Genomic DNA, 13,358 nt, shown 5'->3' with positions numbered 1-13,358 from the left:
TCAACTTAAGAAACGGATACTTCCCAAAACGAAAAAATAAGCCGTTTTCTGTCAAAAATAAACGGAATTTTCATCTTGGGGGTATTTGTTTTTATTAAGTTGATGGGCATGGGGTAGCGTCAGGAAAATGCGCATTTACAACGTTAAGGAAATCCCCATATTAAAAAGCCCCATTTATCAACATTTATATTGAGGAATTAGGTTCTTTTCGTTATTCCGTTAAAGCGCTCCTTTAATTGAATAACCAAAATCTCACCTCACTCATAATATCACTTAATTCTTATTAAACTAACGCACCTCGTTAGTTTAAGTGTAATTCTTCACAAATTTTTAGCAGGTTTAGTTAAAAATCTTTTTTATATAAACAAAAGAACTGCGCGAAAAATAACGCTCAGTTCTTTTACAAACATCCCATTTCATAAATGTGCGATCATATTATTCTCGTACAGCTTCAAATGTAATGAGTTGGCTATCTGTTGATGGTTGCTTTTTGAAAGTATAATCGGCAGAACAAGTAATATCAGTTTTACATGCATCATTGAATTAGTAGCTTTACATAGAGATTTTTTAGATTCCACTAATTATCCTTGCAGTTATCACACTAAAACAGTTTCTTTAGTATATTCTATAAAATTTTACATACAACAATTCCTTATGAAGCATCATCTACTAAGATAACCATCATTTTTTGAGAATTATATTGAACTTACCTTTTTAAATTGTGCAGATAATTTGCAGATATATATTAGCATAAGTACTCTCCATTCGAACATATGATGAAGTGAATGATAGGACAGGGAGGTATCATGATGTTTGCTTATACGTTAACTGCCTTAACACTTTGTTGTATCTCAATTATTATTACATCATATATTTCTAAACGTAAGGGTACCCTAATGGAGTATATGGTATTTATTATGTCTTTTAGTATGAGTATCGGTTTAAGTATAGGTTTTTATTTAGGTATTCTCTTTAAAGGGGAATTACTATATTCTACTTTGCTTGCTATTTTGATTAGTGGTTGTATCGGTCTTTTAGTCGGTCTACGTTTTCACCTATATACTGCCTTAGAAGGAATGTTCTCTGGATTAATGGCAAGTATGATGGGAGCAATGATTACAGAAATGCTAAATGCGCAACAAGCTCATAGTATACTATTCATTAGCCTTTTACTTTCTATAACGATAACTATGTCATGTATAATTCAGCTTTTATCAGAAACCTTTACTACTTATATCCATCGTCGGTTTCTATTATTACTCTCCATTGGCGTAGTAATTATCCTGACTGTATTCATAACGTTCCCAGAGCATGTCCCGCCAACCTCTTCCACAGAAGAACAACATAAACATTAGCAGCTATAATCGATCCCCTCTAATATTTCATTATATTAGAGGGGATCGATTTCATTAATTTTATATCTTAACAGATGAAGATTAAAAACACTTTGAATCGCTAGCCCAAAATTTCTATATCTATATAATTGATAACACATTAATTTCATAGATATTCAATTCTCTTTGCTTGAGAAGGTATACCATTCCATCTTGAAATAATCAATTTTCACTTAACCAATATATGTTTTTGGATCCATAGCATTGCTCTTCTGTGCATTCCATTCACCTTTATGGATTTCAAAATGTAAGTGCTGTCCTTCAGATTGTCCTGTATTCCCCATTATGCCAAGTTGTTGTCCTCGCTTCACTTTTTGACCAGCAGAAACAGAACGACTCTTTAAATGAGCATATACAGTCGTATATGTTTGTCCGTTAATATTGTGAGAAATAAACACAACATTACCATAGCTTGTAGAATAATAAGAGCGAGTGACTACACCTTCTGCGGCAACAACAACCGGCACTATTCCTGAAGCAGCAATATCTAATCCGTGATGCATTTGCCTACCACGTTTCTCAAATCCAGAAGTATATCTTCCTACAGCTGGTTGAATAAATTCATTTGTTGTATTTATCTCTTGGGATTGTCGCTGCTCCTCTGCATCAGTCTCACTTGTTTTTGATAGGAATTTACTTGATACATAACCGTTTTTACCGTTGTAATTAATTTTTTTCCATCCATTTTGTTCAAATAGAACTTGTACTTTTATTCCTTTTGATAAAGCACCGATTACACCATGATTTGTACCAGCACCGCTTCTTACATTTAACACGCTTACGTTAACATAGTAGTCATCAACTGTTGCTCCAGTAGATGGATTACTTGTTTCAGGTTTTGGTGGTGTACCTCTTTTAACAAATTTTACATATTCACTGCTTACATAACCAGTTCTTCCATTATGATTAATTTTCAACCAGCCATTTTCAACGCCAGTCACTTGCAATGTTCGTCCGTTTAATACACCACCAATTACACTATGGTAAGTAGCAGGACCTGTACGCACACGTAAAGATGTAGCGTCTACAATGTATATACCGTCAGCTTGAACCGTAACATTATTTTGTTGTTCATTTGCATTAGAGCCACTCTTTGAAATGTAATCTTTACTAATATAGGCGTCTTGTCCTTTATAGTTAATTTTGAACCAATTTTGTACTTCACCAGTCACTGGAACTACTTGTCCTTTATACATAGAGCCTAAAATCGTGTGGGAAGTACTTGGACCTGTACGAACGCGGAGGGAGGATACGTTAACTTTGTAATCCCCACTCGCTACTTGAATATTGTCGCTTCCATTTGAACCACTGTCTTTCACAAATTGACTGCTTACATAACCCACTTTTCCATTATGGTTAATTTTCAACCAGCCGTTATCTTCTTCAATAACTTGTAAAACTTCCCCTTCATACACGCGTCCCATTATTGCACTAGACGTATTTGGCTGTGTGCGGACACGTAGAACATTCGTATTTACTGTTACTTGATTTTCATATTTTACTACATCAGTAGTTTGCTCATGCTTCGTGTCTTTTTGTATAACAGTATTTTTCGCTTGAGCAGTACTAATAAATACACTTCCTGTAACAGAAGCTACTGCTACACTAGCTAAAATTTTTTTCATAAGTATAAAACACCTTCTTACAAACATATTCAAGTATCATTATGTTTTTATGTTAACTTCCATTTCTTTTCATTCTAACTATTCAGGAAAAGTATCCTTTTATTATCCACCATCTATACCTAGTAATAAATGAAACTTAAATCCATTACACTTTGAAAATTCTCTCATTGCTTCAATCTAACACTACATAATGTAGTTTTAATTTCCAAAAAAAATAGCTACAAATGATCACCTATAATTAATACTACAAAAATAAAAAAATCATAATTTAGGCCTTCTTCATTTAACTTATACTTTTGCTTAAATATACCTGCTCTCCTTTCACACTACGAATTGTAGTATAAAATAAAAGAAAGGTCAAATATAAGTATTTAGCCTTTTGTAACTACAATACATTACATTTATCCATTTCTAATCTAATCATAAATAATTATGTTTTTTAATCTCTAAATAACAAAAAAACATTTTTACCTTGTAAACTCTTCCTACAGGATAGCTCTCTCTTATTGTCTAAAATTTTATAAAAATAATATTCCCAATTCACAACATGACATATAAAAGCAGCTATCTACTAAGATAACTGCTTTACATTATGATAAACTACATGAATTTCACATTATTCCGGCTTATTAGGAATATTAGGGTTTGGAACATAATCAGATGTGTAATCTGTATATTTTACTTCCGTTACCATCCCTGCTGAAGCATGGTGTAGATCGTGACAGTGGAACATCCACTCACCCGGATTGTCTGCTACAAAGGCTACTTCATATTCTTCTCCTGGTTTCAGATTTAATGTGTCTTTAACAATTGGAGAACCTTCAATCGGCTTTCCATCTTTACTTAATACTTGGAAGAAATGACCGTGCAAATGCATCGGGTGATCGTCTCTTTTAGAGCGATTTACTAATTTCACTTTTACTAAGTCACCCTTTTTCACTAGAATTGGATCAATATCTGGAAATACTTTTCCGTTAATTGTATAAACCATTTCATTTCCATTCATTTGCGTATTCAAGTCCATATTATATGTGGCAGTATACTGCTGCTCTAGTGTGAAATTACCTAATTTTTTCTCACCATATTTCGTCATATCTAATTTCGGTAGTTTTTCTTTTTCATTTGCTCTGTCTTTCATCTCTTTACTACCTTCATATTCAATAATGGTTTTCATTCCTTTTGCACCTTTATTTGCTGAATGGTCTTCAACATACCATTTCCCAGGATTGTTAGCAGTAAATTCAACATCATAACGTTCACCCGGTGCGATTGAAATTACTTTATCCTTTATAGCTTTTGGATCGTTTATTGGTTGACCATCTATCGCAACTACTTTTATATCATGACCGTGAACGTGTATATCATGTGATAGATAACCAGCATTAACTAGTCGAAGACGAACTTTATCACCCTTTTTCACTTTTAACGGCTCTACTAAATCACTGCTTTTACCATTGATTGTGAATAAGTTATACATACTCATATCATGACCTTCCATCTTCATATTTCCATGGTCCATTCCTGCCATATTACCAGAGTCTTTTTTATCACTACCCATGTTCATACCTGAATGATCCATGCCTTTCATATCATCATTCTTTTTCGTATTTTCATTATCCTTAGATTTATTACCTTTTTGCGCTTTTGTCATTTCTTTTAACTGCTTATTAATTTCTTCTTTATCTGTTATCCATTCATCTAACATTAACGTGTAATCTTTATCATACTTTTCATTTGTATCCTCTACAATAAGGGCACCATATAAGCCTCTATCTAGTTGATTTACAGAATCTTGATGTGAATGATACCAATACGTTCCTGGTACGTTCGCTTCAAATTCATAGGTGAAACTTTTTCCTGATTCAACCGCATCTTGTGTCACGCCTGGAATTCCATCCATGTTATTTGGGACAGGATACCCATGCCAATGAATAGATACTGGTGCAGGTAATTCATTTTTTAATGTCACTTTAACCTTTTCACCTTTTTTCACCCTAATTTCCGGACCCGGGGATGAACCATTAAATGTCCAGACTGGAACAATAACACCGCTACTTAGCTTTTGTTTTTCTTCTTTCGCTACTAAAGTAACTTCTGGCCCTTTTACAACTTTCAATGGCTTTGTAGCCGTTTCAGTCTGTGTTGTTTTTTTATCATTCATATTTTTATGATCATTTGTTGTATTTGTGGTCGCAGAACATGCAGCAATTAAAGATATTACGGAGACTGTAACTGCTGTTAATACAAATCTCTTCATAGAAAATCCCTCCTTTTTCTTTTTCAAGATTATTATAGAAGATAATTTTCAAGAAAATATGGAGATATAAAATGAGCAAAATAAAAAGGCACCCAAAATTGAGCGCCTCTTCTAACTATTATTTCGTAACAACTTCATCTTCTTTTACATTTACATTATTGTTACTCATAAACCCTTCAATCTCTTCAACTGTTCTAATGATATCTTTTGACAAGTTTTCATACCCGTCTTTCGTTACAAGGATATCATCTTCAATACGAATACCAATTGATTCTTCCTCGATGTAAAGGCCCGGTTCTATCGTAATAACCATACCTTCTTCTAATACTCTATCTTTGTATGTACCTACATCATGAGTATCTAAACCAAGGAAATGACTAACACCATGATAATAATATTTAGATAATTCCTCGTCTTCTTGAATTAAGCCAATTGCTTTACACTCTTCTGCTAATACTTTTTTTGTATGCTCATTTAATGCAGCAAAATTTAAGCCTGGCTTAATAATCTCTGTTGTTTCTTTCAATGCTTTTAATACAATATTATAGATTTGTTTTTGGCGACTAGAGAAAGTTCCATTTGCCGGGAAAGTATAACTAATATCAGCGTTATAATAGTCTTTTTGAGCGCCTAAATCTAGCAGTACTAAATCACCATTTTGAATTTGTGCATCATTATCTTCATAATGAAGAACTGTTGCATTTTTTCCACTTGCCAAAATTGTATTGAACGCATGATGCTTAATGCCAGATGATTTCAGTGTGAAATCAAACTGAGCTTCTAATTCATACTCCATCATGTCAGCTTTTGCATGCTTTAACACATTGTAAATACCGTCTTTCGTTACAGCAATTGCTTCTTTAATGATTTCAATTTCTTCCTCTGTTTTAAATACTCGTAATTCACAAATATTCGGATATACATTACCAACTAAAACGTGTGGATACTGTTCTCTTACATGTTTAGCAAACGCAAGGGTTTTTGTCTCCGTACCATTCCACTCACGACGCTCTAAATCTAAATATAGATGCTTCACATTTTCTGTAAAAAGTATATTTGACATTGTCTTTTCAAAGCTATCTAAATATACAACTTTCTTTATACCTGAAATTTTCTCTGCTTCTTCGTTAGAAACTGTTTTACCGACCCACTTTTCCATTACTGGATCTGACTTTTCAATGAAAAGTGTTTCTTCAACACTATTTCCAAACTTCTTCAACATGAAAATAACATTCGGTTCATCGATTCCTGTTACATAGTAAAAATTTCGATTTGGCACAAATTTATAATGTGCATCCGCTGACATATGAGGTGCTTGTCCAGCAAATAAAATAGTAATAGATTCATCTGGTAATGTGTTTACTAATCGTTCTCTATTTTGAGCAAAAAATGTTGATTTCATAATAATCCCCCTAGCGTTCTATGTATAATTTTGAAACTGATTATCCAATATAATTCATTCTATTATTGTTATAATTTTTCGTCAATTAATAATGTTTATATAGAAGATAAACTTTCATTACTAGGCATCTAATCACTCCACAATTTCTTGACATTTATTCCATATACTTAACATCTCATATATATAAGAAAGGAGCCTACAAACGTGAAACATTACGTAGGACTAGCCATTACTTCATTATTTATCATTACAGGATGCTCTAATAACGTAGAAACACCACCAGTAAAAAAAGAAACCGTTCAATCTCAGCCCCAAAATAAAGATAACGCAAATACGATTCCGCAAAACTTCTATAAAGAAATTACATCTGGAAAAATAGCGCACATTCACGGAATTGGCTATGCAGGAAATATGCCTGGTATTTCTATCGCAACTCATAGTGGTATAAAAGTTTATCAAAATGGAAAATGGTTTGAAACTGCTACACAGTTACACGATTATATGGGCTTTCAGGCAACTAAAAATGGATTTTTTGTTAGTGGGCATCCGGAACCAGGTACAAATTTAAAAAATCCTTTAGGATTAATGAAAAGTTCTGATGGCGGCAATAACCTGGAAAAGCTAGCATTCTATGGAGAATCTGATTTTCATAACCTTGCTGTCGGATATAATTCGGAAGCAATTTATTTATACAATGAACGTCCTAATTCTAAATTACAACAAGGTTTTTATGTCAGTACGGACAACGGACAAGAATGGAAAAATAGTAAGTTAAAGGGGCTTTCAAGTACAATCCATGCATTTTCAGTACATCCGGATCAAGCGAGTGTAGTCGCAGTAAGTGCTAAAGATGGTGTTTATTTATCTACAGATTACGGGAATACATTTGAACTATTCTCTAAATCACTTGAATCAACCGCAGTTACATTAAATAATGAAGATGCTATTTATGCCTCTATCAATAAGAAAGGTGAACAAATGATTACGAAAAAATCAATTGCTACAAATGAAGAGGTAAACATACAAGTTCCATCATTAGATGCTAAAGATAACATGATGTATATTGCACAAAACCCTCAAAATTCATCTGAGATAGTTCTTGCTACAATGCAAGCAAATGTATTCCTTTCCACAGATGACGGTAAAACGTGGAAGCAGATTACTAAAAATGGCATATTACAATTTAATTAGAAAGGTGAATATAACGTGTTTTCAACAATTAGCGAGTGGAGTTATCAACTCATGTCTCCTTTAATGGATGTCGCAAATGCTACGAAATCAATCCCTCTTTTATTTGCGTTTTTATTAGGCATAGTGGGTACCCTTGCTCCATGCCAATTAACAGGAAACATTAGCGCCATTACAATCTATGGCAATCAATCTTTACAAAAGAGAAATATCTGGAAACATATATTGTTATTCATTTTAGGAAAAATAATAGCTTTTACGACACTTGGACTATTAGTATGGTTCTTAGGAAAAGAGATTCAGCAAATATTAACTTTGTATTTCCCATGGTTACGTAAACTGATCGGACCTTTATTAATAATAATGGGGGTAATATTATCAGGTATTATAAAAGGTAGAAACTTCTTCTCTACCATCTTCCCTATCACATCTATACGAAAACAAAATGAAGTCAGCTCATTTTTTCTTGGGTTCTTCTTTTCGTTAGCTTTCTGCCCTACTATGTTTGTGCTATTTTTCGGAACATTAATACCACTCTCTTTAACATCTAATTACGGGTATTTATTTCCTACCTTTTTCTCTATAGGAACTGTTCTACCTGTCGTTGTATTACTGTCCATTATCTCCTACCTAGGCTTAAATGGAACACTACTTAAAAAGAGCCGAAAAATAGGGAAAAATATTCAGCGTATAGCTGGTGTACTTCTCGTTTTAATCGGACTTTATGATACCGACCTATATTGGTAATACATACAAAAGGTAAGCTTCAGTGAAATGAGCTTACCTTTTGTATCATTTTATTCATTTTTCTTTTGTTGTAATTGTGTTAGCAAATTCGTAACAAACGCGAGAAACAATGGATCTTTCTCTTTTTTAGGCGACCACTGCATAATGAGTTGCCTCGGGATTTCAATGTCTATCGATTGCACGATAAAGTCATGAATAATTTGTTTATGAAGTCCTGATAACGGAACGATCGTTATACCGTTAACTTGTAAAGTAAGTGCTAATGCCGAGCTAATTGACTCTGACTCCATCACTTTATTCACTGTTATTTCGTTTTTCATTAAGTATGGTTCAAGTACTTCTTTACAACCAGAAAGTGGCATAATAAAAGGATAATTTTTCAACTCTTTACTAGTAAGATTAGGTGGAATATTCTTTGAAGAAACGATAACATAAGGATCTTCACCAATAACTTCATAGTGAAATCCTGGTATTAGATTTTCTTTTATAGAAATAGAAAAATCAGCACTTCCAGCAGACAGCCAATTTAAAACTTCTTGATAGCTTCCCTCTCTAATTGCAAGCACGTACTGACTTTGATTAATATTACCTAATTGGATACACTCTGCCAAACAATATACAGTAACGGAAGGATACGTAGCTAATACAATCTTATACAAACTTTTATTCTTCAAGTGTAAAGCTGTTTCTTCAAGATTTTCATACTCCATTAGAAGTCGTTCTACACAAACTAAAAATTCTTTTCCATTTTCAGTTAACATCGTTCCTTGTCTAGAGCGCTCAAATAAAGTTAAAGCATATCGTTTCTCTAGTTTGTTTATAATATGCGTTATTGCTGGCTGTGTCATATGTAATTCCTTAGCTGCTAAACTAATGCTGTTCAACCGAGCCACATATTTAAAAACTTTAAAATCAAAGACGTTCATTCTGTTCTCCTTATATAAAAGATATTTATATCATCTATAAATAACCTTCATTATATTTATCAAACTACTTCCTATACACTAAGTATACACTATCAATTTTACAAAAAAATAAAGCATATAAACATTAGAGGAGTGTTGATTAAATGAGTACTTACGTTTTAGTACATGGAGCATGGCAAGGTGAATGGGCATGGGAATTAGTAAAACCTCAACTAGAGGCTTTAAGTCACACTGTTATTACACTAGACTTACCTGGAAGCGGGAAAGATACAACTCCTTCACAAAATATAGCGTTAGATTCCTATGTTGATGCAGTAACAGCTACTATAAATCAACAAACTGAAAAAGTTATTGTTGTTGGACATAGTATGGGTGGAATTGTGATCACCCAAACCGCTGAACTTATACCGAATAAAATCGATAAATTAGTATATCTTTGTGCATTCTTACCACAAAACGGAGAAAGCCTTGGCAGTAAATTAGATGGTGAAGCTGGTCCACAATTTTCAATAAATGAGAACGACATGACAGCTGAACTTATACCTAATCTAATTGAAAAAACATTTTTAAATGCTACCGAAAATGAAGAGATTAAAGAAGCATCTTCCAAAAAAATGCGTCCTCAGCCACTAGGACCATTTCAACAACAGCTAAAAATTTCTGAAGAAAACTTCGGAACTGTAGATCGCATTTATATTGAAACAACTCTAGATAGAGCGATTCCAATTGATTTTCAGCGCCGAATGAATACAGAAACTCCATGCTCGAAGATTATTACTTTAGAAGCTGATCATTCTCCCTTCTTTTCAAAAGCAACAGAACTTGTGAATTGTTTACATGCGTTAAGCTAAATTTCATTTAATGAAAATAGACACCCGCGGGTGTCTATTTATTATGCTAACTAAGGATTGTATGTTCTTCTCTACATTTGTATTCCCTTTTGCTTCATCTCCCACTTTTTATACAGTAATACTGCACCAAATAAGAATACCCCCGCAACAAATGAACCTACTGGTAACATCTTTATCATTTCATCTGGAAATACGAGCGGCAGTAATGGAAATGCATATGCTGCTGGAATACGTACACCAACTATTTTTAATAAAATAAGCATTAAAATCATATTTAATAAAGTGACTATAATCCATGAGTCGATTGCAAAGTACAATAAAGTTCCAACAGTTGCAGATGTAGTTAATACTACTATTTGTTTACATATCATTTTTTCATTGTACATCGGTTTTTGAAGTGATTCATACACAACAACTAATATTGGCGGAATAACCGCTAATTGTTCATGACCAGTGATCCAGCATATACTTATCCAAATGAAATTTAGTATTAGAAATACAGCCATATATTTATATTGGATGTTAACTTTTCTCTCAATACCGCTATTCAATTTAAAAACAAGGACACCAAGCATTAAAATAAATGTTAAAACGAAGACTGAGATAACAAATGACCATTCAGTCGCATTTGTCACTAAAGGTAATAAACCTGTCGCAATAGATGGTGCTAAATTTGATTGTATAATACGTAAAAACAGCATCATGAATATAAGTGTTACGCTTACTTTTGCTATATAAGCTAAATCCATTTGATTCACGATAAAACCAATACCAGCTGTTATTGACGGTGCAATAAAGATTTTTTCTGGCTGCCTTAACCAACCTGGCTCACGATACGCCCATAAAGCAATTACCATCGCTGCTATTTCCGGCAAAATGACTTCCGGATCATTTAATAACACACCCGCTGTAACCATAGCTAAAATAAAGAAAATAGCAATCGTATATGAGATGATTGTTTCTTTTTTTGAAATTACTGCATTCATTATTACATACTCCCTTTACTTACTACTTTCACAATGTAAAACAAAAATTTAGTATACCCTACTAAGGTGTTGTATATTAATATCTTTTCCATTTCAAGTATTCGTAATTTTTTCATTTTTCATCACCCATTACACTTACAAAAAAAGGATTTTTATAGGCGTTGACACTCATTGAAAGATAGGTTACAATAACTATACATTAGTAAGTAACTAATGTAATTAAATCTAACTTGAGGTGAAAACAAATGAAAAACATTTTATTCCGTATTAACGAATTATCAAAAAAAGAAAAAACATCTGGATTAACAGTTGATGAAAAACAAGAACAACAAATGTTACGTCAAAACTATACAAAAACATTTCGTGGAAGTTTAGATTCCATTTTATTAAACACAAAAATTGTCGATTCAAATGGTTTTAATGTTACACCAGTTGCATTACAAGATGCTCAAATTCGTTTGAAATTAAGCAAATGAAATTAAAGCTAAAGAAACAATTGTATAAAACATAAAAGAGCTGGACTTTTCATAATGAAATTCCAGCTCTTTTTCTACTTAATATTGTTGTTTTTGCAATGTAACATACGAGCGATACATCGCAATTCTCCACGACACAATCATCGCAAATGCGAGTAAGAAAAACATCCCGCTTAATTGCGCCAAATCAAGTGTTTGGCTTAAATATGATTTTAATGCGACTCGTACAGCTAATAAACCAATTAAAATAAATATAAATGCTTTTGACGGTTTCATATATATATGTTCGCCTTTTACTTCGAACTTAGTTGTTTTAATAAGAAATATAGAGAAAATAAGTCCTGCGATAATTGCCTCTACTATTTCTAACGATGTTAATCGGAATTCCGGTAAGAAGAACATCATGGCGCCAGTACTCATAAAAATTGGCGGCAAAATAATTTTCTTTTTCGTAACCGGCTTTTTCGCTGACTTAAAGCGAAGAAACATAACACCAACGGCCATACAAACTGCTACGATACTTGATAAAAGTGCTACACTCATACTCTCCACTCCTATCTATTTAATAGACTTTTTGAGTAAAATCATAAACCAAACGAAACCGATACTTATAATAACATGACCTAATCCAGCCATATGGCTTAAACCGTTAAAGTCAGTTCCATTTACTTGTAGAAGACCTCTACATACCATTGTTACGATAGTAATAATTAATCCTGTATTATATACAACAAACCAGGCATGAAAACTTTTTGTTTCTTGTATTTGAAATACTTTAACTAAAGCAACAGCGACTAAAAAGAATATGAATCCAAGCACTAGTACGTGTGTATGTACTAATTGCAACATAGTGGAACCTTTAATTCCTTGTGCTTTCGTATACTCTCGCGCAAATACTCCTGATAATAAACCAATAATTAAGTAAATGAATGCTGCATTATATAATTTCTTCATTCTATTCCTCCTGCTATAAACTTTCCATATTCGCTGCAATCATTTTACGCAAAGTTTATGAACGGAATATGAACAAAATATTACATTCTATTTTTAAAGAACAAAAAAGCCATTCCACAATTATTAATTGCGGAATGGCTTTTCAACTTATTTTAAATCATCAATTGTGAAAGCACCAGGAAGTAACTGCTCAACAGTCACTTCTTTTTCGTCACCTTTTACATTCGTTAGTAAAACTCGCATTTTCGGATCACAAAATTCAGCAATCACTTGTCTACAAGCACCACATGGTGAAATAGGTCCGTCAGTTTCTCCTGTAATGACTAAGTAACTAAAGTCGCGCTCCCCTTCTGATACTGCTTTGAATATTGCTGTTCTTTCTGCACAGTTACATAAACCGTAAGAAGCATTTTCTATATTACAACCAGTATAGATTTTACCTTCTTTCGTAACTAATGCTGCACCAACCGGAAATTTTGAATACGGAATATACGCTTTCGATAACATCTTATTTGCTTCTTCAATATATTTTTTCTTATCCATATTATTTCC

12 protein-coding genes and 1 pseudogene are annotated in these 13,358 nt (G+C 33.1%); 5 read left to right on the top strand and 8 right to left on the bottom strand.

Going from position 1 to position 13,358, the window contains the following annotated elements:
• The first annotated feature begins 809 nt into the window (after positions 1–809).
• A complete protein-coding gene (locus tag ACS2MN_RS13160) occupies positions 810–1,355 on the top strand; it encodes a hypothetical protein (protein WP_000458513.1) in 546 nt (181 codons plus the stop codon).
• Positions 1,356–1,567: 212 nt separating this feature from the next.
• Here ACS2MN_RS13160 and ACS2MN_RS13155 read toward each other — a convergent pair whose 3' ends face one another.
• From ACS2MN_RS13155 to ACS2MN_RS13145, 3 genes are all read right to left on the bottom strand, one after another.
• Positions 1,568–3,019, bottom strand: a complete 1,452-nt coding sequence (locus ACS2MN_RS13155) for an SH3 domain-containing protein (protein WP_098805916.1) — start codon at positions 3,017–3,019, stop codon at positions 1,568–1,570.
• Between the two features lie 616 nt (positions 3,020–3,635).
• A complete protein-coding gene (locus ACS2MN_RS13150) occupies positions 3,636–5,276 on the bottom strand; it encodes a multicopper oxidase family protein (RefSeq protein ID WP_346994146.1) in 1,641 nt (546 codons plus the stop codon).
• A gap of 118 nt (positions 5,277–5,394) precedes the next feature.
• The gene (locus ACS2MN_RS13145; protein WP_000843003.1) at positions 5,395–6,678 is read right to left on the bottom strand and encodes an aminopeptidase P family protein; all 1,284 of its coding nucleotides are present in this window, start codon (positions 6,676–6,678) and stop codon (positions 5,395–5,397) included.
• A 204-nt stretch (positions 6,679–6,882) separates the two neighbouring features.
• On the opposite strand from ACS2MN_RS13145, the gene ACS2MN_RS13140 reads away from it, so the two are divergent.
• Complete coding sequence (locus ACS2MN_RS13140; protein ID WP_000683856.1) at positions 6,883–7,869, top strand: F510_1955 family glycosylhydrolase; 987 nt, start codon at positions 6,883–6,885, stop codon at positions 7,867–7,869.
• Between the two features lie 15 nt (positions 7,870–7,884).
• The gene (locus ACS2MN_RS13135) at positions 7,885–8,613 is read left to right on the top strand and encodes an urease accessory protein UreH domain-containing protein (protein ID WP_346994145.1); all 729 of its coding nucleotides are present in this window, start codon (positions 7,885–7,887) and stop codon (positions 8,611–8,613) included.
• A gap of 50 nt (positions 8,614–8,663) precedes the next feature.
• Here the strand turns inward: ACS2MN_RS13135 and ACS2MN_RS13130 are convergent, their stop codons facing one another.
• Positions 8,664–9,539, bottom strand: a complete 876-nt coding sequence (locus ACS2MN_RS13130) for a LysR family transcriptional regulator (protein WP_346994144.1) — start codon at positions 9,537–9,539, stop codon at positions 8,664–8,666.
• A gap of 143 nt (positions 9,540–9,682) precedes the next feature.
• Here ACS2MN_RS13130 and ACS2MN_RS13125 point away from each other — a divergent pair, with 143 nt between their 5' ends.
• Complete coding sequence (locus tag ACS2MN_RS13125) at positions 9,683–10,390, top strand: alpha/beta fold hydrolase (protein WP_346994143.1); 708 nt, start codon at positions 9,683–9,685, stop codon at positions 10,388–10,390.
• 71 nt (positions 10,391–10,461) lie between these two features.
• Here ACS2MN_RS13125 and ACS2MN_RS13120 read toward each other — a convergent pair whose 3' ends face one another.
• A complete protein-coding gene (locus ACS2MN_RS13120) occupies positions 10,462–11,376 on the bottom strand; it encodes a hypothetical protein (protein WP_346994142.1) in 915 nt (304 codons plus the stop codon).
• Between the two features lie 245 nt (positions 11,377–11,621).
• On the opposite strand from ACS2MN_RS13120, the gene ACS2MN_RS13115 reads away from it, so the two are divergent.
• Positions 11,622–11,852 (top strand): DUF896 domain-containing protein, encoded by a 231-nt coding sequence (locus ACS2MN_RS13115; RefSeq protein ID WP_000789785.1) that lies wholly within the window; start codon positions 11,622–11,624, stop codon positions 11,850–11,852.
• 49 nt (positions 11,853–11,901) lie between these two features.
• Here the strand turns inward: ACS2MN_RS13115 and ACS2MN_RS13110 are convergent.
• From ACS2MN_RS13110 to ACS2MN_RS13100, 3 genes and pseudogenes are all read right to left on the bottom strand, one after another.
• A pseudogene (locus ACS2MN_RS13110) lies at positions 11,902–12,395 on the bottom strand (CcdC family protein).
• A 15-nt stretch (positions 12,396–12,410) separates the two neighbouring features.
• Positions 12,411–12,806 (bottom strand): DUF2871 domain-containing protein, encoded by a 396-nt coding sequence (locus ACS2MN_RS13105; protein WP_000737869.1) that lies wholly within the window; start codon positions 12,804–12,806, stop codon positions 12,411–12,413.
• Between the two features lie 147 nt (positions 12,807–12,953).
• On the bottom strand, positions 12,954–13,349 hold the full coding sequence (locus tag ACS2MN_RS13100; RefSeq protein WP_000358537.1) for a cytidine deaminase: 396 nt from the start codon (positions 13,347–13,349) through the stop codon (positions 12,954–12,956).
• Positions 13,350–13,358 lie beyond the last annotated feature (9 nt).

It is taken from the genome of Bacillus cereus group sp. BceL062, assembly GCF_051780025.1.
Classification (GTDB): Bacteria; Bacillota; Bacilli; order Bacillales; family Bacillaceae_G; genus Bacillus_A; species Bacillus_A toyonensis.
This window is presented reverse-complemented; position numbering and strand designations above follow the sequence as displayed.

Bases quoted from the DNA above. Each gene is read 5' to 3' on its own strand.
- ACS2MN_RS13120 (WP_346994142.1), bottom strand. From the start codon at position 11,376: ATGAATGCAGTAATTTCAAAAAAAGAAACAATCATCTCATATACGATT.
- ACS2MN_RS13130 (WP_346994144.1), bottom strand. From the start codon at position 9,539: ATGAACGTCTTTGATTTTAAAGTTTTTAAATATGTGGCTCGGTTGAAC.
- ACS2MN_RS13125 (WP_346994143.1), top strand. From the start codon at position 9,683: ATGAGTACTTACGTTTTAGTACATGGAGCATGGCAAGGTGAATGGGCA.
- ACS2MN_RS13150 (WP_346994146.1), bottom strand. From the start codon at position 5,276: ATGAAGAGATTTGTATTAACAGCAGTTACAGTCTCCGTAATATCTTTA.
- ACS2MN_RS13145 (WP_000843003.1), bottom strand. From the start codon at position 6,678: ATGAAATCAACATTTTTTGCTCAAAATAGAGAACGATTAGTAAACACA.
- ACS2MN_RS13155 (WP_098805916.1), bottom strand. From the start codon at position 3,019: ATGAAAAAAATTTTAGCTAGTGTAGCAGTAGCTTCTGTTACAGGAAGT.
- ACS2MN_RS13100 (WP_000358537.1), bottom strand. From the start codon at position 13,349: ATGGATAAGAAAAAATATATTGAAGAAGCAAATAAGATGTTATCGAAA.
- ACS2MN_RS13105 (WP_000737869.1), bottom strand. From the start codon at position 12,806: ATGAAGAAATTATATAATGCAGCATTCATTTACTTAATTATTGGTTTA.
- ACS2MN_RS13115 (WP_000789785.1), top strand. From the start codon at position 11,622: ATGAAAAACATTTTATTCCGTATTAACGAATTATCAAAAAAAGAAAAA.
- ACS2MN_RS13160 (WP_000458513.1), top strand. From the start codon at position 810: ATGTTTGCTTATACGTTAACTGCCTTAACACTTTGTTGTATCTCAATT.